General features: G+C 51.7%; 18 protein-coding genes. 10 read left to right on the top strand and 8 right to left on the bottom strand.

Going from position 1 to position 21,430, the window contains the following annotated elements; all coding sequences use genetic code 11:
* The first annotated feature begins 38 nt into the window (after positions 1-38).
* The 5 genes from ACJJJA_RS16015 (at position 39) to ACJJJA_RS15995 (ending at position 6,756) form a co-directional block, all read left to right on the top strand.
* Positions 39-1,445, top strand: coding sequence for an aspartate aminotransferase family protein (locus tag ACJJJA_RS16015; protein ID WP_286036970.1), 1,407 nt, complete (start codon positions 39-41; stop codon positions 1,443-1,445).
* Positions 1,446-1,568: 123 nt separating this feature from the next.
* Complete coding sequence (locus tag ACJJJA_RS16010; protein WP_252082416.1) at positions 1,569-2,954, top strand: glutamine synthetase family protein; 1,386 nt, start codon at positions 1,569-1,571, stop codon at positions 2,952-2,954.
* 600 nt (positions 2,955-3,554) lie between these two features.
* A complete protein-coding gene (locus tag ACJJJA_RS16005; RefSeq protein ID WP_444902739.1) occupies positions 3,555-4,898 on the top strand; it encodes a glycosyltransferase family 4 protein in 1,344 nt (447 codons plus the stop codon).
* Positions 4,898-5,650 (top strand): class I SAM-dependent methyltransferase, encoded by a 753-nt coding sequence (locus ACJJJA_RS16000; protein ID WP_444902738.1) that lies wholly within the window; start codon positions 4,898-4,900, stop codon positions 5,648-5,650. The genes ACJJJA_RS16005 and ACJJJA_RS16000 overlap by 1 nt, the downstream gene beginning before the upstream one ends.
* Positions 5,647-6,756: a prenyltransferase/squalene oxidase repeat-containing protein gene (locus ACJJJA_RS15995; protein WP_444902737.1), complete on the top strand. Its 1,110-nt coding sequence runs from the start codon at positions 5,647-5,649 to the stop codon at positions 6,754-6,756. Before ACJJJA_RS16000 ends, ACJJJA_RS15995 begins: the two co-directional genes overlap by 4 nt.
* On the opposite strand, the gene ACJJJA_RS15990 is transcribed toward ACJJJA_RS15995, so the two are convergent.
* Positions 6,691-7,308 (bottom strand): class I SAM-dependent methyltransferase, encoded by a 618-nt coding sequence (locus ACJJJA_RS15990; RefSeq protein WP_252082408.1) that lies wholly within the window; start codon positions 7,306-7,308, stop codon positions 6,691-6,693. The genes ACJJJA_RS15995 and ACJJJA_RS15990 overlap by 66 nt on opposite strands.
* Before the next feature lie 107 nt (positions 7,309-7,415).
* Between ACJJJA_RS15990 and ACJJJA_RS15985 the strand changes: the two genes are divergently transcribed.
* Both ACJJJA_RS15985 and ACJJJA_RS15980 read left to right on the top strand, forming a co-directional pair.
* Positions 7,416-8,138: an acyltransferase gene (locus tag ACJJJA_RS15985; RefSeq protein WP_444884281.1), complete on the top strand. Its 723-nt coding sequence runs from the start codon at positions 7,416-7,418 to the stop codon at positions 8,136-8,138.
* 44 nt (positions 8,139-8,182) lie between these two features.
* On the top strand, positions 8,183-8,695 hold the full coding sequence (locus ACJJJA_RS15980; protein ID WP_444884282.1) for a shikimate kinase: 513 nt from the start codon (positions 8,183-8,185) through the stop codon (positions 8,693-8,695).
* A 72-nt stretch (positions 8,696-8,767) separates the two neighbouring features.
* Here the strand turns inward: ACJJJA_RS15980 and ACJJJA_RS15975 are convergent, their stop codons facing one another.
* Positions 8,768-9,238 carry an Lrp/AsnC family transcriptional regulator gene (locus ACJJJA_RS15975; RefSeq protein ID WP_152452743.1) on the bottom strand — a complete coding sequence of 157 codons (471 nt, stop codon included), beginning with the start codon at positions 9,236-9,238 and terminating at the stop codon, positions 8,768-8,770.
* Positions 9,239-9,515: 277 nt separating this feature from the next.
* Here ACJJJA_RS15975 and ACJJJA_RS15970 point away from each other — a divergent pair, with 277 nt between their 5' ends.
* Positions 9,516-13,073 carry an indolepyruvate ferredoxin oxidoreductase family protein gene (locus tag ACJJJA_RS15970; RefSeq protein ID WP_444902736.1) on the top strand — a complete coding sequence of 1,186 codons (3,558 nt, stop codon included), beginning with the start codon at positions 9,516-9,518 and terminating at the stop codon, positions 13,071-13,073.
* 51 nt (positions 13,074-13,124) lie between these two features.
* Here the strand turns inward: ACJJJA_RS15970 and ACJJJA_RS15965 are convergent, their stop codons facing one another.
* Positions 13,125-14,435 (bottom strand): OprO/OprP family phosphate-selective porin, encoded by a 1,311-nt coding sequence (locus ACJJJA_RS15965; RefSeq protein ID WP_444902735.1) that lies wholly within the window; start codon positions 14,433-14,435, stop codon positions 13,125-13,127.
* Positions 14,436-14,685: 250 nt separating this feature from the next.
* Positions 14,686-15,576: a TraB/GumN family protein gene (locus ACJJJA_RS15960; protein WP_444902734.1), complete on the bottom strand. Its 891-nt coding sequence runs from the start codon at positions 15,574-15,576 to the stop codon at positions 14,686-14,688.
* Between the two features lie 186 nt (positions 15,577-15,762).
* Here ACJJJA_RS15960 and ACJJJA_RS15955 point away from each other — a divergent pair, with 186 nt between their 5' ends.
* On the top strand, positions 15,763-16,890 hold the full coding sequence (locus ACJJJA_RS15955; RefSeq protein ID WP_444902733.1) for a glycosyltransferase: 1,128 nt from the start codon (positions 15,763-15,765) through the stop codon (positions 16,888-16,890).
* A 6-nt stretch (positions 16,891-16,896) separates the two neighbouring features.
* Here ACJJJA_RS15955 and ACJJJA_RS15950 read toward each other — a convergent pair whose 3' ends face one another.
* Together ACJJJA_RS15950 and ACJJJA_RS15945 are read right to left on the bottom strand one after the other, a co-directional pair.
* A complete protein-coding gene (locus ACJJJA_RS15950; protein ID WP_252082397.1) occupies positions 16,897-17,481 on the bottom strand; it encodes an acyloxyacyl hydrolase in 585 nt (194 codons plus the stop codon).
* Between the two features lie 147 nt (positions 17,482-17,628).
* Positions 17,629-18,777, bottom strand: coding sequence for a sigma-70 family RNA polymerase sigma factor (locus ACJJJA_RS15945; RefSeq protein WP_252082396.1), 1,149 nt, complete (start codon positions 18,775-18,777; stop codon positions 17,629-17,631).
* A 795-nt stretch (positions 18,778-19,572) separates the two neighbouring features.
* Between ACJJJA_RS15945 and ACJJJA_RS15940 the strand changes: the two genes are divergently transcribed.
* A complete protein-coding gene (locus tag ACJJJA_RS15940) occupies positions 19,573-19,881 on the top strand; it encodes a hypothetical protein (RefSeq protein ID WP_444902732.1) in 309 nt (102 codons plus the stop codon).
* 72 nt (positions 19,882-19,953) lie between these two features.
* Here the strand turns inward: ACJJJA_RS15940 and ACJJJA_RS15935 are convergent, their stop codons facing one another.
* Together ACJJJA_RS15935 and ACJJJA_RS15930 are read right to left on the bottom strand one after the other, a co-directional pair.
* Positions 19,954-20,712 carry a YciK family oxidoreductase gene (locus tag ACJJJA_RS15935; protein WP_444902731.1) on the bottom strand — a complete coding sequence of 253 codons (759 nt, stop codon included), beginning with the start codon at positions 20,710-20,712 and terminating at the stop codon, positions 19,954-19,956.
* 51 nt (positions 20,713-20,763) lie between these two features.
* Positions 20,764-21,423: an HAD family hydrolase gene (locus tag ACJJJA_RS15930; protein WP_444902730.1), complete on the bottom strand. Its 660-nt coding sequence runs from the start codon at positions 21,421-21,423 to the stop codon at positions 20,764-20,766.
* Positions 21,424-21,430 lie beyond the last annotated feature (7 nt).

Here is a 21,430-nt window from a genome sequence, read left to right as displayed (position 1 = left end):
AGGGTAGGTGATCAATTGCGGGATGACTCATTCGATGCATGCGGGCTCTCGTCCGGTGCTGTGGAGAGCCCCCAGAGCAAAGCCAGGAGCGAAATATGAACAAAAGTGAGCTGCAACAACACGACCGCGAGCACCTGCTGCACCCCTTTACTGACTTCAATGACTTGGGGCAACAGGGCACCCGGGTGATCACCAGTGCTGAAGGCGCTTATATCACCGATATCGATGGTAATCGTCTACTGGATGGCATGTCTGGTTTGTGGTGCTGCAACCTGGGTTATAGCCGTAAGGAAATTAGCGATGCAATCTATGAGCAGCTGAATACCCTGCCGTTCTATAACAGTTTCTTCCAGTGCACTACCGTGCCATCTATCGAGCTGGCAGATGCCCTGGCAGAAGTAACTCCCGCCAGTATGAGCAATGTGTTCTTCACCGGCTCCGGTTCTGAGGCGAATGACACCAATTTGCGCCTGATTCGCCGTTTCTGGGATCTGCAGGACAAGCCCGAGAAGCGCATTGTGATTTCCCGCAAAAATGGTTATCACGGCTCCACCATCGCCGGTGCCAGCCTGGGTGGTATGAGCGGTATGCACAAGCAGTTCCAGCCGCTGGATTACATTGAACACGTACAGCAGCCTTACTGGTTTGCTGAGGGCGGGGAAATGTCCCCAGAGGAGTTCGGTATTCAAGCCGCGCGCAGCCTCGACGAAAAAATCCAGGAGCTGGGCCCTGAGAAAGTGGCCGCCTTTATTGCCGAACCTATCCAGGGTGCAGGTGGTGTGGTCATTCCGCCGGAAACCTACTGGCCAGAAGTGAAGAAAGTATTGGATCAATACGACATTCTGTTGGTGATGGATGAGGTGATATTCGGCTTTGGGCGCACTGGTGAATGGTTTGGTGCAGATTATTACGGCCTCAAGCCGGACCTGATGACTTTCGCCAAAGCGGTGACCAATGGTTATTTCCCTCTCGGCGGTACCATGGTAGGTGATCGCGTTGCTGATGTGATCAAGAGCAAGGGCGGGGAATTTACTCACGGCTACACCTACTCTGCGCACCCCGCGGCCTGTATGGCAGGCCTGGCCACTATTAATATCCTGCGCAATGAGAAGATTATCGAGAATGTGCGCGATGTGACTGGCCCTTACCTTGCCAAACGTTGGGCAGAGTTGGCAGAGCACCCCATCGTTGGTGAGGCGCGCAGCCTGGGTATGGTCGGCGCTTTGGAGCTGGTGAAAGACAAGGCCAGCCGCGCCCGCTTTGATGATGACTGCACTGCCGGTGGCGTATGTCGTGATCTGAGTATCAAGCACGGTTTGGTCATGCGTGCCGTGGGTGATGCCATGGTGATTGCGCCGCCACTGATTATTACCACTGAGCAGGTGGATGAGCTTGTGGAAAAAGCGCATCGCGCGCTTGACGACACCGCTAAAGCTCTAGCGTAAACTCGGGGTCTAGCCCCTTTTTTGGAAGCGGCGCAAGGCTGTCACCCACTATCCGTCAACGGAGAATGCAGGTGACCGCCCTGGGCCGCTTCTGCGGTTTGACAGGATTACCTCAGGCAACTTATGTCACAAGAAAAAGAATTTACTGCCCAACCAGAGCTGTTGGAGCAGTCGCGCAAATTCCTGGCAGAGCACACGGACCTAAAGTGGATTGAAGGCTTTATGTTCGATATCAATGGTGTCCCCCGTGGCAAATGGCTACCAGCAGAGGCGGCGGAGAAGCTGCTGAAGGGAAGCCTGCAAATGCCCCGTAGCGCTGTCAGCCTGGATATCTGGGGGCGGGATATTGAAGATAGCCCTCTGGTGTTTGCCAGTGGTGACAGTGATGGTGTTTGTCTGCCGGTATCGCCGATCAGTCTGGCGCCCTGGCACCGGGAGGTAACAGCACAGCTGCATATGCAGTTGCACGAGGCGGATGGCTCTTCACTCTATGCCGATCCACGTGCCCAGCTGCAGCGGGTGGTGGATCGCCTGCAGAAGCTCGGTTATACCGCAGTCTGTGCCACCGAATTGGAATTCTATTTGTTGCGCGATGACGTTGATCACTTGGCGCGCCCGCGCCCAGTCAGCGACAACGATGCCGAACTGGTGCCCTCTACCGATGTATATGATTTGTCTGAGCTGAACGCGCAGCGTCACTTTTTTGCCGATGTGCGTGCCGCTTGTGAGGAGCAGGGTATTCCAGCTGATTCAGTGCTTTCAGAGTGTGCGCCCGGTCAGTTTGAAATTAACCTGTTGCACAGTGCCGATCCTGTCAAGGTGGCGGATCAAACTCTGTTATTTAAGCGCCTTCTGAAAGGCGTGGCGCGCAGCCACGGCTTCCGTGTAAGCACTATGGCTAAACCCTTTGGGGATCAGGCTGGCAACGGTATGCACGTGCATATGAGTTTGATTGATAGTCATGGTAAAAATGTTTTTGATGATGGCAGTGAAGAGGGCTCCGAGCTGCTGCGTCAGGCAGCGGCAGGTATGTTGGCAACCGCCAATGATGCGATGGCTTTCTTTGCGCCACACAGCAATTCCTACCGCCGCTTCCAAGAGAGTTCTCACGCGCCGCTGAATCTGTGCTGGGGCTACGACAACCGAACCACCACTTTGCGAGTACCAGCCAGTAATCCCGAGGCTCGTCGTATCGAACACCGCATTGCCGGTGCCGATGTGAATCCCTACTTGGTGTTGGCGGGTATTTTGGCCGGTGTCTGCCACGGAATTGAGAACCAGTTACAAGCTCCCGATCCGGTTGAAGGCGATGCCTATCAGGTGCAAAGCGAGCAACTGATCAATACCTGGAGTGGGGCACTTAAGCGCTTTGATAAGAGTGCCTTGTGGAGAGAATATCTCGATCCTCGGTTTGTCGAACTTTTCCTTATGCTGAAGCGTCAGGAGATGGCGGAGATTGGCGCTCGAGTTACCGATGTGGAATACCAAAGTTATTTGCATCGGGTTTAATCACGGTTTCTCGTGTACCGGCGGCATAAATACTGAACGGCTTTTACGACAGGAATGCCGGCAGGAATACAGGAGAGATCGATACTCTGCTATACCTAAATTTAAGTGCGTAACGTACTTGAAACTCTCCTCCTGAAAGTGTGTTCGAGAAACCTGGCCCGCCTTTTGGCGGGCATTTTTTTGCCGGTCAAAAATAAATACATAGGCTATTTTCTCAGCTCTTTTGCCAAAAAACTCTTGTCACACTTTTCTTTCTATTCATTCTGCCTCTGATGACGGGCTGAGAGTAAACCTGGCGCAGGCAAAAATATTTTTAAATGGGGTATGTGCAGCGCAGAGATCTGGTGTAGTTCATCGGCCGATAATGTATTTGATAGAAGTTCGCCGCGTACTTTATTTGGCTTCAGAAGCCACGCGGAAGGGCAGACTGGCCAAGAGAGTGGATTACTTCTGCCTAGCAGTCATTTCCCCGCCAGTGTATTCTTCCGCTTTATCAGCGTAGAGCCCCGGATTGGTCGATTGCTATAGCCAGGCTTCACAGCAGGGCGCTGCCTTTTTGATTAATGAGTGTGGGTCTCAGAACAAGCAGATGGGGAATCTATGACCGCCTTGGGAAATTGTGCAGACGGTCCAATGGCTAGCGAGACACGGCCACTAAAAATATGTCTACTGGGATATCGCAGTCATCCGCACAGTGGTGGCCAGGGAATTTATCTCCGTTACTTGAGTAAGGCTCTGGTTGATGCCGGCCATTCGGTCGATGTGATATCCGGCCAGCCCTACCCAGAGCTGGATGAGCGGGTGAACTTGATCAAGATGCCCGGACTCAATCTCTATGAAGTAGAAAAACCCAGCCGTGCCCTTAGACCAAAACATCTGCTCTCTTGGGCAGACTTCTTTGAATGGTTGAGTAAACTGACCGGCGGTTTTGCCGAGCCATATACTTTTGGTCGTCGCGTGCGTAAATACTTACGTCAGCATGGTCACCAATACGACATAGTTCACGATAACCAATCGCTTTGCTATGGGCTGTTGGATATCGAGCGCAGCGGCCTCCCAGTTGTTGCCACTATTCACCATCCCATTACCCGCGATCGCCAGCTAGCCCTAGATGCGGCGCCGGACTGGCGCTTTCGTTTGTTGGTGCGACGTTGGCACAACTTCCTGAATATGCAAATCAAGGTTTCGAGGAAGTTGCGCCATATTGTCACGGTATCGCGCCAGTCAGAGCGGGACATCATCGAACAATTCGGGGTGGCGCCGGAGCAAATACACTTGATCTATAACGGTATCGACACAGAGATCTTCAGCCCCGATAACAAGGTGCAACGCCAACCCTTGCGCATTATGACGACCTCTTCGGCGGACCAGCCGCTCAAAGGGCTTGGAGTCTTACTTCAGGCTATGGCCGGATTGCGTGAGCGCTTTCCTGAGCTGGAGCTATTGGTGGTTGGTCGTTTGCGCAAAGGTGGCGCTACCGAAAAGCTGTTGCAGAAGTTGAACCTGCAAGATGCTGTACAGTTTGTGTCTGGGATTTCCAATGAAGAATTGGTGAACCACTACCGCAGTGCAACAGTTGTGGCCTGCCCATCACTGTATGAAGGGTTTGGCTTGCCTGCGGGTGAGGCGATGGCCTGTGGGGCCCCGGTGGTTTCCAGTGATGGAGGTGCGCTGCCAGAAGTTGTCGGCGACGCCGGCATCGTCGTCCCGGCCGGTGACAGTAATGCGCTGGCGGAGGCCCTTGGTCGTGTTCTGGCGGATGAATCTTTGCAAGCGGATATGGGCGCTCAAGGCAGGGCGCGTATCGAAAATAAGTTCTGTTGGAGTTTGGCGGCATCGAACCTGGTGGCTTACTACCGGGAAATACTTGGCGAGTCTGTGGTGCAACAGCAGAACGAAACGGGCTTAGTCGATACAGATGTTAGCGGTGCGGAGGCTGCTTAATGATTACTGTAGATCCGCAACACCTGAACCTTCGCCCGGGACAAAAAGTTTTGGACCTGGGCTGTGGCGAGGGGCGTCACTCCATTCATTTGATGATCACTGATGAGGTGGATGTATACGGCATCGATCTGTGCCTAGATGATGTGTGTACCGCCAATGAGCGGGCAGAGCCTTTTAATAATTCTGAACACGCCAAAGGGCGCCTGTTACTTGGGGTTGCCAATGGTTTGCAGCTGCCGTTTGCCGACGCCACATTCGATGTGGTGATCTGCTCCGAGGTATTGGAGCACATTCATGAGTACAAAGCGGTTCTCGCAGAAATTGACCGTGTATTGAAACCCTCAGGTATCTTTGCCGCTACTGTGCCGGCGTATTTTCCCGAGTGGGTCTGCTGGCAGCTTAGCGATGCGTATCATCAGGTGGAGGGGGGGCATATTCGTATTTTCCGTGAGCGGGAGCTGCGTCAGAGTATTGAAGCTCTGGGACATCGCCATTTCGCTCGGCACAAGGCGCACGCACTGCACGCGCCCTATTGGTGGTTGAAATGTCTGTTTTGGGATAAACCAGATAACCGCTTGGTGAAAGCTTACCATCGCTTGTTAGTGTGGGACTTGATGAAGCGGCCCGCACTCACACGTGTGGCTGAAAAGCTGTTGAATCCTCTTTTGGGGAAAAGTGTCGCGCTCTACTTTGTGAAAGCGGAGCAGCCGGCGCCTGAGCCCTTGGGTTTGGCAGGGGAGGTGAACCCATGAGTGAAACGGTATTGCCCCCCAAAAAGAGTACAAGCCTTTTCCCCGTAGGTTTTGTGCGTGATAGCGCAGCCTACATCCTTTCCCAGCAATTACCCGATGGCTCAATCCCCTGGTTTAAAGGGCACTATGCCGATCCTTGGGATCATGTTGAGGCGGCCATGGGATTGGCTATCGCCGGAGAATTTGGTGCCGCGGAGAAAGCCTATCGCTGGTTGGCGGATATTCAATTGCCGGATGGCAGCTGGTGGGCGGCTTATAAAGATGGAGAGATCGATAACGGTGAGCGCCGGGAGACTAATTTTGTCGCCTACGTAGCCACTGGGGTCTGGCACTATTTCCTGATCAGTGGCGACAAAGGTTTTCTACAGCAGTACTGGTCGATGGTTGAGCGCGCTATCGATTTTGTCCTGGGTCTTCAGACTGAACACGGTGAAATTCACTGGGCTGTGGATGCCGGGGGACAGCCTAAAGAGGATGCCCTGATTACCGGCTGTGCCTCAGTTTTTAAAAGCCTTGAGTGCGCGATCAATATTGCCAGTGTGTTGGGGGTGGCTCGACCGGAATGGGTGCGGGGACGCACGGCATTAGGTGAGGCTCTACAGAGTAAACCCGAGCGTTTTGACCGTACCTGGGAGAGCAAGGCACGTTTTTCCATGGATTGGTTTTACCCTGTGCTCACAGGCGCATTTACAGGCGAAGCTGCGCGTGCTCGACTGCAGCAGCGCTGGGATGAGTTTGTGGTGGCCGGTTTGGGTTGCCGTTGTGTCAATGATGAGCCCTGGGTGACCGTGGCGGAATCCTGCGAGTTGACTATGGCCCTATTGGCCTCGGGGCAGCGGGCACGTGCGGAGATCATTTATCGCGGCCTGCACCGCTGGCAGGACAGCGATGGTGGCTACTGGACTGGATATGTCTATCGAGACCAGGCGGTTTGGCCCGAGGAGAAAACCACCTGGACCGTGGGTGCGATGCTGCTTGCGGCAGATGCACTCGCCAACCTGACGCCGGCGAGCGGTTTGTTTACCTCGGTGTGCCTGCCTTCAGATACGGCGAAGGATGCCCAGGGTGTCGACAGTTTCGACCAGCTCGAATTGAGCGGAAGCTAGAGCGAGCTTGTAAATGTCATAGGGGGCTTGGCCGCCATCGGCGGGGTCGGGGAATATATCGTGAATGGCCAGGTAGCCGCCTGGCACAATATGCCTGGACCAGCTGCGGTAGTCGGTCAGTGCCGCTTCAAGGGAGTGGCCTCCGTCGATAAATACCAGGCCCAGTGGGGTATTCCAGTGGCGCGCGGCCACCGAGGAGGGAGCTACCACGGGCACAACCCAGTCTTCCAGTTCGGCCGCTCTCATATTGGCTCGAAAGGTTCGGAAGCTGTCCATTAGGTTGGCTTTTTGGTCAAACAAATCGGGATCGTGGTATTCCTCACCCGGTTGATGCTCCTCGGAGCCGCGGTGGTGATCCACGGCAAACACGACACTGTCGGTTAGTTTGCAGGCTGAGGCTAAGTAGATTGTGGACTTCCCGCAGTAGCTGCCTACTTCGAGGCAGGGGCCGAGGCTGCTGGTCTCAGCGGCAAGATGATAGAGCGCTTCGCCCTCGTGGGCAGCGAGGAACCCCTTGATGGCTCGGATATCGATGGGCAAATGAATGGACATATTTTACTGCTTGCTATTTTACTTGGCCCAAACACTAAACCGGCGCTTGCACAAAAGCAATTGCGATTTTTTGTGGGCAGTTTGCCCCATCAAGTAGATATTTAATTATGCGCAAGGATCATAGGCCTTATTGGTTAAAGCGCCTGCAGTTGCGTTGGCGCAATTGGCGCACGCACTATTTTTTACTTCCTCAATTTGATGCGGTAGGTGTTGACCCTGAGGTGATGGACCCTTCTTCAGTACATGTTTTTGGAGGGAATGTTCGCCTGGGTAATTATCCCCATTTAATTTCTAATGCGGAAAAGTGCATTCGCTTTACTACCTTTGGGCACAAGGGGCGCGAGGCTTTTATTACCATTGGGAACTATGTGCTGATTTCTCCCGGAGTGCGGATATCGGCTGCGCAGTCCATAGAAATTGGCGATGCCTGTATGATCGCCGCTAATGTTTATATTTCTGATTCCGATTGGCATGGCCTCTATAATCGTACCAGGCCTTTTCGTTGCACTGCGCCGGTGCGTCTTGGGAATAATGTTTGGATTGGCGATAGTGCGACTATTTGTAAAGGCGTAAGCATTGGTGATAATTCCGTTGTCGGCGCGGGTAGTGTGGTCACCAAGGATGTGCCAGCCAATACAGTGGTAGCAGGGAATCCAGCCAAGCCGATAAAAACCATTAACCCCAAACGGAGAATGATTACCCGCGAGGCGCTTTTTGCCGATGCTTTCCGCCAGGCTCACAATATGGATGAGCTGGATAAATATATGCTGCAAGGTAATAGCCTATTTGGCTGGCTGCGCGCTGTATTTTTCCCTCGCCGCGGCGATTAACGTTGATCACTGCTTCGCTCTGATTTTTGCGAACAGGTAAAAAGATGAAAAAAAGAAAAAGTATTGTTCTGATTGGCATGCCGGGTGCAGGTAAAAGTACTTTGGGTGTGTTGCTGGCCAAAGAGCTGGCCCTGGATTTTGTTGATACAGATGTTTTGATTCAGGCGCGGGAGGGGAAAACACTACAGGAAATTATGGCGGAGAGTGACTACCTCAATTTACGGGCTATAGAGGGGGAGGTCATAGCCGCAGCGCAGCTGCCCAAGCATGTGGTTTCTACTGGGGGTAGCGCTGTCTACAGTGCTGAGGGAATGGCTAATCTACGTGCGCAGGGCACAGTCGTGTTTTTGGAATGTTCCGCAGATGAGCTTCGCCGGAGAATCCACAATTATGAAAGTCGTGGGATAGCCAAAGCACCGGAGCAAAGTTTTGAAAGTTTATTTGAGGAGCGCCAGATCCTCTACCGCAAATATGCGGATATTACTTTGCGCTGTGATGGCTTGAATCTGCAACAGGCTTTGGATCAATTAATGCAAAAGCTGCGGGCGTTGGCTTGATAGGTTTTTTGAGCCCCACAAACTTTGGGGCTCATTCATGAGGCTCTGGTATTGCCTCAGCCTCTTTTTCTGCTAGAGCGGCAACTGAGTGGTATATTTCACTTGTTTAAGGGCGAAGGTGGAATTCACCGAGGCGACATTGGGCAGGTGCACCAGTGAGCGTTTTAACAGTTGCTCGTAATGTTCAACACTGTCCACTACTACACGCAGAACATAGTCCTTGTCGCCACTGGTTGAATAGCATTCGACCACTTCCTGAACATCCTGTACCGCAGTCTCGAAATTATTCAGGGACTCTTCATCGTGGTTGTGGATGGTCACGTAACAATATACTGTGACTCCCAGGTCCAATTTACGCGGGTCCAGCAGGGTGACTCGGCCGCGAATAATACCCTCCGCCTCCAGCCTTTTGATACGGCGCCAGCAGGGGGTGTGGGAAAGACCGACTTTGTCTCCGAGCTCCGCCATGGAATAATCGGCGTTCTCCTGCAGCGCTCGCAGAATCTTGCGGTCGAAATCATCCAGGTCTGTCGAACGCTTCATAAAGACTCCTATCCTATAAAAAATTGCTCGATCGAGATTTTCATCACAAATTTACGCACATTTACGTAAATAAAGCAATGCTCTGTTGCGCTTAACGCACTAGTATGACCTGACCAATCCGTTTCAGCCTGAGCGCTTTTTGTGATTACCCGCCAGAGAGTTTTGCAGGGTGCCGAAAAATTGATCAGCTAACTACCGAGACGGAGCAATTCGGAAGAATAATGACTTATAGCTCGAACTGGGTTTCGAGAAGAATAAATGACCGGAAACTAGGTGTATGACTGAAAAAGTAGCCAGTCCCCAGCGCGCGGTGGACTCCCAGGGGAAAAAACAAATCTCACTGGATGACCGCTTTACCACCCTCAAAGGCCGTGTGCTTCTTTCGGGGATCCAGGCGCTGGTGCGTCTGCCCATTGACCAGATGCGGATGGACCAAGCTCGCGGTTTAAATACCGCAACTTTTATCTCCGGTTACCGCGGCTCTCCCCTCGGTGGTTATGACTTGCAGCTCTCAAGGGCCAAAAAGTTACTGGATCAGCACAATATTCGATTCCAGCCGGGCGTGAATGAGGAGCTGGCCGCGACGGCCGTGTGGGGCTCCCAGCAGGTTGGCCTATTCGATGGCGCTCAAGTCGATGGCGTTTGTGGTATCTGGTATGGCAAGACTCCGGGCGTGGATCGCTCATGTGATGCCTTCCGTCACGCCAATGCTGCGGGTTCCTCGCCAAAGGGTGGTGCTCTTATTATCGCTGGGGATGACCACGGCTGTAAGTCCTCTTCCTACCCGGGGCAGTCGGAATTTGCTTTCGTGGATATGCATCTTCCAGTCTTGAATCCTGCAACTGTGCAGGAGGTCTTGGATTACGGCCACTATGGCCTTGAGTTGTCCCGTTTTAGTGGCTGCTGGGTGGCAATGATCACTCTGGCAGAGAATATGGATAGTTCCGCTACCGTGGAAGTCGATCCCCAGCGGGTGCAGTTCAATTATCCTGAGATCGAGCGCCCCGCAGGTGGCCTGAATATCCGCAAGCAGGATAACCCCCTCGAACAGGAAGAGCGTCTGTGGCGCTATAAGCGCCCGGCGGCTCTGGCATTTGCTCGGGCGAACAAGCTGAACAAGGTTGTGCTGGAAAACTCCAATGCCACTCTTGGTATCGTCACTACCGGTAAGGCTCACCTGGACTTGATGCAGGCCTTCGAGGACATGGGGATTAATGAGGAAAAAGCCCGTCAATTGGGCATTCGTATCCTCAAAGTGGGGATGACCTATCCCCTCGATGTACCTGGAATTCAGGAGTTTGCCCGCGGCTTAGATACTCTACTGGTGCTGGAGGAGAAGCGTAGTCTGATGGAGGTGCAGCTGAAAGAGGAGCTGTACAACGTCCACCTCAAAGACCCCAATTTCCCGCGTATTCTCGGGAAAGTAGATGAACACGATCAACCGCTGATGCCCGCCTATGGTGAGCTATCTCCGGCCATTATTTCCCAGGTGCTTGGTCTGATTTTGGATCAGGATAAGCTGGGTGAACGCGGGCGACATCGCTTGATGCGCCTTAATGCCCTGGCCCAGCGCATCGCGCAACAGGCGGGTTCCAATGTTTCTCGCCTACCCATGTTTTGTGCCGGCTGCCCGCACAACCGTTCCACCAAAGTGCCTGAGGGCAGTCGCGCCCTTGCCGGAATCGGCTGCCACTATATGGCCCAGTGGCTGGACCGCGAGACGTTCACCTTTACTCAAATGGGCGCCGAAGGAGTCAACTGGGTGGGGCAGGCGCCTTTCACCGATGAAAAGCATGTATTTGTGAACCTGGGGGATGGTACTTATTTCCACTCGGGGGTCCTCGCAATTCGCGCTTCTGTCGCCGCTAAGGTAAATATCACCTACAAAATTCTGTTCAACGATGCCGTCGCCATGACAGGTGGCCAGCCCCATGATGGAGAGTTGGCGCCGGATATGATTTGCCGCCAAGTGCTGGCCGAGGGTGTGCAGAAGGTTGTTCTGGTGATGGACAACCCAGACAAATATCAGGGCGCCCTGAGCTTCCCTTCCGAGGTAGAGATTCGCCATCGGGATTATATGCCGGCGGTCATGGAGGAGTTGCGTGAGGTGGAAGGGTGTACGGTCATTATTTACGACCAGACCTGTGCCACTGAATTGCGCCGTAAGCGCAAGCGCGGCTTACTACCCCAGGCTGAGGGGCGCCCCTTTATTAATGAGTTGGTGTGTGAAGGCTGTGGCGACTGTGTGCAGCAATCCAGCTGTATTGCCGTGGAAAAGGTTTCTACAGCTTTGGGGGACAAGCGCCGTGTTAACCAGACCGGTTGTAATCAGGATCTCTCCTGTATCAATGGCTTCTGTCCCTCGTTTGTGACGGTAAAAGGTGGGCGCTTGGCTAAAGGTGCGGGCGTTGGCGATGTCTTGCGCACAGAGGCAGAAAAGCTGCCTGCACCAAAGCTGCCGGATCTGGATGAGCCCTTTAATTTCCTGGTGACAGGAGTGGGTGGTACCGGGGTGGTGACTATTGGTGCTCTGTTGGCGATGGCGGCCCATATAGAAGGCAAAGCCTGCAGTACCCTGGATCAGACCGGCCTCGCGCAAAAAGGCGGCGCGGTGTATTCCCATATTCGTTTTGCAGCTCACCCAGAAGCATTGCAAGCGGTGCGAATCTCCGATGGTCGCGCCGATGCACTGATGGCCTGTGATTTGATCGCTGCGGGAAATCTCGCCGCCTGTTTGGCCAAGCTGGATGAAACCCACAGTCGTGCGGTGGTGAATACCCACCTGAGCCCCACCGCTGCCACCGTTTTGGGGCGTGAGGATGCTCACTCTCCGCAAGCCGTTCTCGATACCCTAAGTAACGCGGTTAACGCGCTGGATTCTGTTGAGGCCCACCGTCTGACCAAATCTGCACTTGGAGATACTCTGGCGGCCAATATATTTATGTTGGGCTTTGCTTGGCAAAAAGGCCTATTGCCACTTTCCCAGGCGTCGCTGTTGCAGGCAATTGAGCTGAATGGCGTGGCAGTGGAGGGCAATCTGCAGGGCTTTGCTGCCGGGCGTCTTGCTGCCGCAGACCGCAAAGCTCTAAACCGGTTGCTTGCTCACGATCGAGCGCCTGTACAGCTACCCAAAGGTTTGGATGAAATTGTTGCTCACCGGGTTGAGCATCTGACTGGCTATCAAAATGTAGAGTTGGCTAAGCGCTACCAAGTTTTGGTGGATAAAGTTAAAGCGGCGGAAACCCTTAAGGTACCCGGGCGCCAAGCGGTCGCCGAAGTGGTGGCGCAAAATTATGCCAAGTTACTTGCTTACAAGGATGAGTATGAGGTTGCGCGCCTCTACACTGACGGGCGCTTTACTCAATCCTTGCAGGAGAATTTTAGCGGAGACTTTGTCCTCGAATTCAACTTGGCGCCGCCATTACTGGCCCGTTTCGACAAAGTGTTGGGGCGTCCTCGCAAAATGAAGTTTGGTGGTTGGATGCACAAAGCATTCGGAATCTTGGCCAAATTAAAGTTCCTACGCGGTACTGCTCTGGATATTTTCGGCTATACCGCTGAGCGACGTATGGAGCGGTCTTTAATCACTGAGTATGAGCAATTGGTTGAGAAAGTGGTGGGGCAGTTGAACGAACAAAACCATCAGGCGGCTATTGAATTGCTCAGTTATCCTGAGGTTATTAAAGGTTACGGGCACATCAAAGAGGCTAATGTATTGGAGGCGCAACGCCAAAGAGAGCAGGCGCTAAGTCGTTTTGAAAATCCTGTTGGTAAAACCGGCCAAGCTAGAGAGGTTGAAATTTTCGACCCCACTAAAGCTCAGCAAGTGGGCTAACGCTCCGCTCCTAATAAAGCCCCGGTGGGTTTCCGCCGGGGGGTGTTTTGCTTACCAGAATCCCTGCATACGAATAGCAAGCTGCTTGGTTTGATCGCCGGTAAATTTATCATCCCCGAGAGTCACGTTCAGCATCAGGCGCACTTTGGGATTAAAATAATAATTAAACCCAAAAACAAAATTACTTACCTTCATGCCGGGAATATCCCGGTTTTCGATGGTGTCGTAGCGTGCGGTAATCTCGAAGGCGCTCTCTGGTGGAGTAGGTTTGATAGATTTGAAAACTCCACTTTTCTCATCATAGGGTTTGTGCTGACCAGTGATGGCCCAACTTCCCACGATATACCAAGTGCGTACATCTTGTTCTCCGATAAAACAACCGGTATATGGGTCACAAAAAAAACGAGGCGGCGCACCAAAGAACTCGAAAAATGTAAATTCGGACAAATAGAAATCTCCGGAAAAATTCCCAAAAGCGTATTCAGACTGGGCGTAAAAAGGCCCATAGGCGCCAGCGAGTTCTAATCCCAGAATCCACACATCTCCACCGGGGTCGCCCTGATAAAATTCATCATCGCCAAAATCACCGAAGAAAAATTCACCACCACCGGGGCTCAGTGCAACCAGTTGTTCTGGGCCGCGACGCCCTGCGTATTCGACTAGCGCCTCGCGCGGTGGCGTGTCTTCATTGGCATCTTCATAGCTGAATGAAGCGCCCAGATGTACAGTACTGTCGAAGTTACTGATTGGGGCCCAGGTAAATCGGGTGGCGGCACCAATACCCTCGTTGCGTGGATCACCGGGGTTGCGCAGATTAAAAAGGGTGACCCCATAGGTATGACAGCACCAATGGGTATGCCAGCCAATTCCCTGTTGCCTGCCGCGGTTGTCGTAAATACCAGCGGATGAGGCAAAGGCTCTCTCCATCATGGTGATTTGATTGGAGGAAGTGAGTTGGTTCATCGAGCGGCTGGGTTTAAAGTTTCCTATGCGGAGACTACCATCAAAGACTTTAGTGCCCAGGTATACAGTCCTTAATCCTCCAGTTCCAGAGGAGGCAAAGTCTCTTTCCAGTTCGTATTCCCATTTCCACAATTTTCCCCGCATTTTTAGTCGTACTCGACGAAAATCTGTAGTGTTTACGGGTTCTTCAAGTTCTATATCAAACAAGCTGGTGTCATAATAGTTTTTATCTTTGTCAAAAAAATATGTGTCAAAGTGAATGCGGCCGCCGAGTTCTGCAGAAAAATTTTCATCCTTGGACGTAATTTTTAGTCCCCCTTCAGTTTTGGCCTTATCAGCAGTGGCGAAGGGAGATGAAAGTACACAGGTTAGGGCGAAATACAGGGCGTAGTATTTCATGCAGTGTCCTTAGAGGCGGCTGTATCTTTAGCTGCGTATTGTTGCAGTTTAGCAAGTAGGTTTGATGATTTTTCGGTTTTCTGGGGTAGGGCTTACTTATAAATAGAAGGTCTTGGGGTATGGCCGAGTAAGGGATGGGTGTACTTAAGTAAGTCCGTGAAACACCTGCAGCTGTGTATACTTGTGCAAGTGTTTCTTGGGTGGAAATGAAGCAGGTTACAGCTCAATTGTTTTCCTGATAAGTGAAAGTTTAGATGCGCTCCAGCTTATAGCCTTTTTGCTTCATCAGCTCAGCAATGCTGCCTTGGCCGACTAAATGGCCGGCGCCGACAACCACAAAGAGTTTCTGATACTTCGGCGCTTTTAAGATTATTTTGTTCGCCATTTTCTCATTGCGCTGAAAAAACAATTTTTCATAAAGCGGCTGATACTCGGGACTTTCTTCAAGGCCATCGAGAATAATCAGGTGATTGAGAGCTTTGTCGTCTCCGGCTTTCCATGCACTGGTGAGCTTTGGCAAAAAGGTAGAGATATCTTCCAGCTGCTCAAGCGTCTGCTGGAGTAAAAGGGCGGGATTATCCAGGCCATTTAATAGCTGAAATTGCTGTAGAACTCCCTCCAGCTCCAATACCGGTTTGCCGTCCTTTTTAGCCTTACTTAGGAAGTGGCGATCGATACCCAGTTCCGGGTTGAGCCCCTGGGCCTGCATTTCGATCATACTCATGGAAATCATGGCGATGGCTGGGCGCTGGCGAATAAACATAGCCTCCGGCATGTTGCGTTTGTGCATCCAGGCTTGTAATTTCTTGTACAAATCTGCGGGGAGGTCATCACGCAGGCTGCGTTCTCCCTGATAAACAGACTCCATCATAATTTTCTGCTGTATCAACATATCGCTTTCGGCGGCGAGGATATCAGCTTCAACAGCAACGGCATCACTTTGGGCATAGGCACGCTCTATCTGGGAGCGCATTGGGTAATAGTCTTCTGTGGCCAGGTGGATAGATCCCAGCAAGTAGACAGTTTTATCCTCCTTGGTGGCTTTCCAGAAAATACCTTGATCTGTTTCGGCTGCAGAGGCTGTGCCAACAAATAATATAAGAACAAGAGCGATTGACCGTGTGAAGTAGCGTTGGAACATTACTTTTCCCTGAATGTGTTGAGGCGAATCATGTTAGCACTCGATAAGCCCGTCTGATACCAAGTGACTGTGCAGGTAAATTGGCCTTGCCAGAGGGGTTTGTTGCAAATCTGTGTGGAATCTACTGGGAAATTACTTCTGTGAGGGTCAAAATACTCTCTTTGTTCCACTTTTGCGGTAGATGTTTTGAGAATTGTACAAATCTGGCCTGAATTGGAGCCTGGAGATAGAGGTAAGGCTGCGCTGGATTTCATTCAGGAGTTGGCTCGGCAGGACGTAAAACCAATTGTGATCTCAGCCGGGGGGGCCTTGGTGGCGCGACTCGAACTGCATGATGTCCAACATATCCCATTGCCTTTGAACAAGAAGCCTTTTTGGGCTATGGCCCTTGTGCGCCGCTTACGCAGTGTCCTACAGAATTTAAATGCCGATGTGGTCCATGTCCATGGGCGTTTAACCGCCCAGGTGGTCTGGCGAGCTTGGGATGGTATGGATGTCAATACACGCCCCAGTTTGGTCACTCATGTCGATGGTTATTATTCGCCCAGTCGAAGGGATGTAGGGTTGGTTTCCGGGCCATGTGTGATCGCATCATCCGATGGAATTGCCAGCCACCTGAAAGCGCATCTTGGGGAAAAATTGGTTAATCCTACCCATATCGTGCACTGGGGCATTAGCTCTCGGGAGTTCGATCGCAGTAAACCTGTATCAGGCCAATGGCATCTGCGTTTCCTGAATAGCTATCCGCAACTGGAGGGAAAAAATTGGTGGCTGTATTTGGGCCCCTTGTCTGAAAAGGGTGAGCTGAAGGTGTTTTTGCACGCTCTGGCGCGGGCCGTAACTAGCCGGGAGGATTTATTGGGGTTGGTGGTAGGGGCATCAAAGGGTGGTGATTTACACCATATCCGCAAATTGGAGCAACTGGCTCAAGAGTTGGGGCTGGAAGGGAAAGTACTTTTTCTGGGAGAGAGAAAGGATTTACGGGAGCTCTATGCCTCCTCTCAATTGACTTTCAGTTTGGCCAGCCCTGGTGAGCCTAGCGGCCAAAGTGCTATGCAGGCTTTGGCGATGGGGTGCTCTGTGGTTGCCTATAAAGACACTTGTGCTGGAGAGGTGCTGGAAGGCTGCTTCCCAAAGGGAGTCGTTGAGCGGGGAGATTCGCAAGCTTTATGTGATGTGGGTCTGGCTTTAATGGAGCAGCAGGATAAAGTGGAGTTAAATGGTTTTTTTCATGAAGAAATCGTTAAAAAGACCATAAATATCTATCGGGATTTAGTTGGCTCTTCCATCCGGGCAGAGGCTGATTATGTTTGAGGTTGATTAAAAATTAAAGTGCCCATTAAATGAGGCAAAATCAAAACCGGGATTGGGGATATTCGTATAGGCATTGGAAAAGTGGCTATAGCGCAGCGATAGTGTATGGCCGCTACTGAAGCGATAGCCCAGAGCAAAATGTAAGGCAAAATTTACCTTGGTGCTGAGTCGAATATCACCAAACTCCTGCTGGCTTAAATAAGAAGCGCCGACACCCGCCTCGCCAAAGCTACCGAGGGGTTCACTGCGCGGATACCAACGCAGCACCGGTTTGATTTCAAGAATATTTTGCTGTTGGGTTTTATTGAGGTGTTCCAGGCGGATATAGGAATAACTGCCTTGTCCCCACCACTGCCAGGAATTATTGGCATTGTTGAAAGAGGTGAACAGGTAGGAATAGTTGATACCGCCTACTTTGGCGGCTGAAATCGAGTCTCTCTGCATCAGGACATTTCCTAGCCCCTTTCCTGCGCTGATAATAATTTCCTGCTCGGCGATAGTGGCAGGGGCTCCGGGGAGAATCCAGGCGAGCAAAAGTGTACAGCCCAATGCTGTGTTGCCGCTTACACCATTTTTGGAATATTTACGCATGGGTTGTGAGGATCATAGTTGCAAGAGCTGTAACTAAGACTAGTGGGAAAGTGATTGAAGGCAAGCACGCTACCTATCGACCGCCACCGGCTTCCTCAAGTTTGGCTAGGGCTGAGATCAGCCCCAGGCCGCGGAGTTTTTGGACGGTTATCGCCACTGACGTTTCAGTTGACGAATGGCATCGGAGTGCAGTTGGCGGGCGCGTTCCTGACTGAGCCCAAGCTGTTCGCCGATAACTCTGAAAGAGCAATCCTTGTCTGAAATAAGTCCATAGCGCAGGTTCAATACCGTCCTTTGCCTAGCTGGCAGGCGGTCGACAGCTTCGCGTAGTCGCTCTGCCAGCTCTTGGTTGGTGACCAATTCATCGGTATTGTAAAGTTCGTCGGCGGGAGCGTAATCCAAGCGGGTACTGCTCTGGTCGTCTGCGACAGGGTCGTCCAGTGAGCCTGTTGGGCCGGGTAGCTTGAGCAAGCTTTGAATTCGTTCCAGGTCAAGCCCCGTGTGCCTGGCCAGATTTTCATCGGACGCGGGCTGGCCTAATGCGCGTACCTCGCCGATGGCACGGTAAATTGTGCGTAAGTCATCCTGCACATTGGCTGGCTGGCGAACCAAATCTTCATTGCGCCGCATGGCCAGTTGTATTTCCTGCTGAATCCACCAGTAGGCGTAGGTTGAAAATCGGTAGCCCATTTGCGGCTTGAAGCGCTCTATTGCTTTCATCAAGCCGACGTTCCCCTCCTGAATCAGATCAATAAAAGGGACCGAGGGATTGCGAAAGCGCTTGGCAATAGCGATTACCAGGCGTAAATTGCACTGAATCAGCTTTTTTCTTTGCTCCTGAAAGCGTCTCAGAAGCCCACCGAGTTTGCTTCTTTCTCGTCGGGTGAGTTCTTCGAGTGACAGTAACATCTCTGTGCGAGCAATTATCAGGCCGTGGTCATAGGCACCGGTACTGCCCCGCTGCTCCACGCCTTCACTACGCAATTGCACAAGCTCGGTTCCGCACTGCTGTAATTTCTCAATCAGGGTATCTTCGAGATCCCGCAGTAGGCAGGTGGTACTGTGTTCCTCCTCTGGGGTAAGCAGCTCAAGTCTGTATAGGTGCTTGAGATAGCTTTGCATTGGGGTGCTGCCACTTTCGCTGAGCGATTCCCCAACTGAATGGATCTCTTCGATATCGGGTTCGGCATCTTCTGCCTGACCGCGATTTTCCGCATTGGAGCAGGAATCGGAGAGGGCGTTGTCTGTATCCTTCAGCCAGTCTTCATCCCTTGAGTAAAAGTTTTCTCGGGACAAGTGCTTAAACCTTCTGTTGACTGCGTGAACGATATGCTTTGTTCAGTCTCTCCAGGCGCTCTTGGCGCCCTTTTCACCTTAACGATAGATGAAAGTTGAATTTTGCGTCCATTAAAGGTTGACTGATGAGTTTTTGTGGGAGGGGCTGGGCGCAGCAAACGCCCAGTTAATAAAAGATAAATTATTTTAGGCGCTTAACTCGCATTTTCTTTCCGCCATTGGCGGGTTTCATAAAGAAGGAACCAAACATTGCACGCTCTACAATAATTAGATCGCCGGCCTTCCAGAAAATGCGTCCTGTATCATTTTGCTTCCAGATCTGGCTGTTCTCCAGAATGAGAATCCTTCTATTATGGGTGCCCTCTTGAATCTCAGCGATTCTCGCCTCTACAGGCTCTGGAGCTTCTTTGATTTGCTTTAACTCCTGGCCAAAATCTTGTTCGGCTTGCTTCTCAATGGAGCTGCTTTCCTAGTGAATCTGTATAAACACCGGGGTAAGAATCGTTAAAAGGGAGGTTAGAAAAATTTGAGTCAAGACTATTTATTACGTTTTTGCCGGTTGTTGGCTTTAATTTGCCTGAGCACCTGGCAATGGACAATTGGATTTGTGCGTCTCAGCACGCTTTTAGTGGAACCTACATGGAAAAATACCCTCGATTAAGATGGGTCATCCTGACGTTCTTCAGTGTTTAGGTGGGCTCGTCTGTAATAGCAGCCTTGTCTTAGGGGATTTTTCGAGTGCTTAGCTATTCGTTGGGTTAAAAATATAGGCAAAAACTATCCAGGGGCGGAAAAATGAAAAGTCTTATCACTCCCGCAGTTATATTGGCGACACTAGCTTGTCTCAGCTTGGAAGGGGTGCGATTCTCTTTTGCAGGGGAGGCCTTTGCCGCGACGAGCGTGGTTACTCTGTCTCAGGAACAGCAGGGTAAAAACATAGAGCAAAACTTTTCTGGAAATGGTGCTCGGAAGGGTGAAATGCTCGATGATAGTGAGATGTTGGAATTTGAAGGGGACATCTTTGCGGATGTACCTGAGCATGCGGCAACCGATAAGGGTGTCGGGCAGAGAGATTCATTGGGAGAGAAATCCCCAAGTAAATGACACAAGGGCATTCTTTGTTGATGCCTTAGTAAAAAACCGGGTTTTACCCGGTTTTTTACTGTTTACATGGGCTCAGCGTTTTTGAGCGCTAAAGTGTTTGCCGCTTTGACTACGGCTGTCATCGCCCATTAAGAAGAGGTAGGTGGGCATAATTTCTTCTGGTGCCGCCACAGACTTGGGGTTTTCTGCCGGATAGGCTGTTGCGCGCATTGGGGTGCGAGTTGCGCCTGGGTTGAGGCTATTCACCCGTACATTGGATACGCCATCCAACTCATCGGCCAACACCTGCATAAGGCCTTCCGTTGCGAACTTTGATACAGAGTAGGCACCCCAATAAGCCCTTCCCTTTAGGCCTACGCTGGAACTGGTGAATACCACTGATCCGGCTTCGGATTTTTCTAGTAATGGCAGTAGTGTTTTAGTGAGTCCAAATACGGCATTAACATTGACCTGCATAACCTGTTGCCAGGCGGAGAAATTGTAATTTGCCAGAGGGGTGCGCTGCCCGAGGAGGCTGGCATTGTGAAGTAGCCCATCGAGACGGCCAAACTCCTGTTCAATGGCCTCGGCAAAACTTTCAAAGTGCTCTATTTTGGCTTCATTGAGGTCCATTGGGAAAATGGCCGGCTGCGGTCCTCCTGCGGCCTCAATCTCGTCATAGACCATTTCGAGTTTTGGAGTGGTGCGTCCCAGTAAGATTACAGTGGCTCCGTGTGCGGCGAAAGTCTTTGCTGCAACTTTGCCAATACCGTCACCAGCGCCGGTAACAAGTATGATTTTATCTTTTAGTAGGTTTGATGGAGCGACATAGTCGCCGGCATATTCAGACATGAAGCATCCTGATGCTGGCGCCCAGCATCGGGCCGGGCATGGTTTCGAAGGTTAAATATAATGTTGCTGGAGTAGGGGCCAGATTTCATCCACTGAGCTGACCAGGTGATCGGCACCCCAGTTAGCGGGATCGTCGGAGGCATCAATATATCCGTATGCGCAAGCAATGGTGGGCATGCCCGCACGCTGGCCAGCAATGATATCTCGCTGATGATCCCCTATATAAACGGCATCCGCTGGAGTGCAGCCTATTTTGCTGCAGGCGAGCAGTATGGCTTCAGGGTCCGGCTTGGACTTGCTCACATGATCCGGGCAAATCACAGTGGAGGCTGGCGGCAGGTGTTCGAATGCTCGCATAAGGGGCACAGTAAACGCTTCGGGCTTGTTGGTAACGATACCCCAGGGGATTTCATTTTGTGCCAGCGTATCAAGCAGTGGCTCTATGCCGGGAAAAGGTACGGTCTGCTCTGCGAGGTGTGCCAGGTAAAGATCCAGTAGGCGCTGCAAAAGGCTGGAAAATTCAGGATCGCCTTCCTGCTTGCCAAACCCCAGGGTGACCAGTGCTCGCGAGCCGCTAGAGACGGTGCCACGGATAACCTGATCGGGCAGGGGAGGGAGTTGCTCCTGGTGGCGCAACTGATTGAGCACGACAATAAAGTCTGGTGCGGTGTCGAGGAGTGTGCCATCCAGATCAAATAAAACTGCTTTCATTCTATGG

Source organism: Microbulbifer mixtoriginis (SeqCode) (assembly GCF_052466865.1).
This window is presented reverse-complemented; position numbering and strand designations above follow the sequence as displayed.

What these genes read in the sequence shown, in the direction of transcription:
- ACJJJA_RS15980 (WP_444884282.1), top strand. Translation starts at nt 8,183, where the DNA reads ATGAAAAAAAGAAAAAGTATTGTTCTGATTGGCATGCCGGGTGCAGGT.
- ACJJJA_RS15995 (WP_444902737.1), top strand. Translation starts at nt 5,647, where the DNA reads ATGAGTGAAACGGTATTGCCCCCCAAAAAGAGTACAAGCCTTTTCCCC.
- ACJJJA_RS15960 (WP_444902734.1), bottom strand. Translation starts at nt 15,576, where the DNA reads ATGTTCCAACGCTACTTCACACGGTCAATCGCTCTTGTTCTTATATTA.
- ACJJJA_RS15950 (WP_252082397.1), bottom strand. Translation starts at nt 17,481, where the DNA reads ATGCGTAAATATTCCAAAAATGGTGTAAGCGGCAACACAGCATTGGGC.
- ACJJJA_RS15965 (WP_444902735.1), bottom strand. Translation starts at nt 14,435, where the DNA reads ATGAAATACTACGCCCTGTATTTCGCCCTAACCTGTGTACTTTCATCT.
- ACJJJA_RS16005 (WP_444902739.1), top strand. Translation starts at nt 3,555, where the DNA reads ATGACCGCCTTGGGAAATTGTGCAGACGGTCCAATGGCTAGCGAGACA.
- ACJJJA_RS15975 (WP_152452743.1), bottom strand. Translation starts at nt 9,238, where the DNA reads ATGAAGCGTTCGACAGACCTGGATGATTTCGACCGCAAGATTCTGCGA.
- ACJJJA_RS16000 (WP_444902738.1), top strand. Translation starts at nt 4,898, where the DNA reads ATGATTACTGTAGATCCGCAACACCTGAACCTTCGCCCGGGACAAAAA.
- ACJJJA_RS15935 (WP_444902731.1), bottom strand. Translation starts at nt 20,712, where the DNA reads ATGTCTGAATATGCCGGCGACTATGTCGCTCCATCAAACCTACTAAAA.
- ACJJJA_RS15940 (WP_444902732.1), top strand. Translation starts at nt 19,573, where the DNA reads ATGAAAAGTCTTATCACTCCCGCAGTTATATTGGCGACACTAGCTTGT.
- ACJJJA_RS16015 (WP_286036970.1), top strand. Translation starts at nt 39, where the DNA reads ATGCGGGCTCTCGTCCGGTGCTGTGGAGAGCCCCCAGAGCAAAGCCAG.
- ACJJJA_RS15985 (WP_444884281.1), top strand. Translation starts at nt 7,416, where the DNA reads ATGCGCAAGGATCATAGGCCTTATTGGTTAAAGCGCCTGCAGTTGCGT.
- ACJJJA_RS15930 (WP_444902730.1), bottom strand. Translation starts at nt 21,423, where the DNA reads ATGAAAGCAGTTTTATTTGATCTGGATGGCACACTCCTCGACACCGCA.
- ACJJJA_RS16010 (WP_252082416.1), top strand. Translation starts at nt 1,569, where the DNA reads ATGTCACAAGAAAAAGAATTTACTGCCCAACCAGAGCTGTTGGAGCAG.
- ACJJJA_RS15990 (WP_252082408.1), bottom strand. Translation starts at nt 7,308, where the DNA reads ATGTCCATTCATTTGCCCATCGATATCCGAGCCATCAAGGGGTTCCTC.
- ACJJJA_RS15970 (WP_444902736.1), top strand. Translation starts at nt 9,516, where the DNA reads ATGACTGAAAAAGTAGCCAGTCCCCAGCGCGCGGTGGACTCCCAGGGG.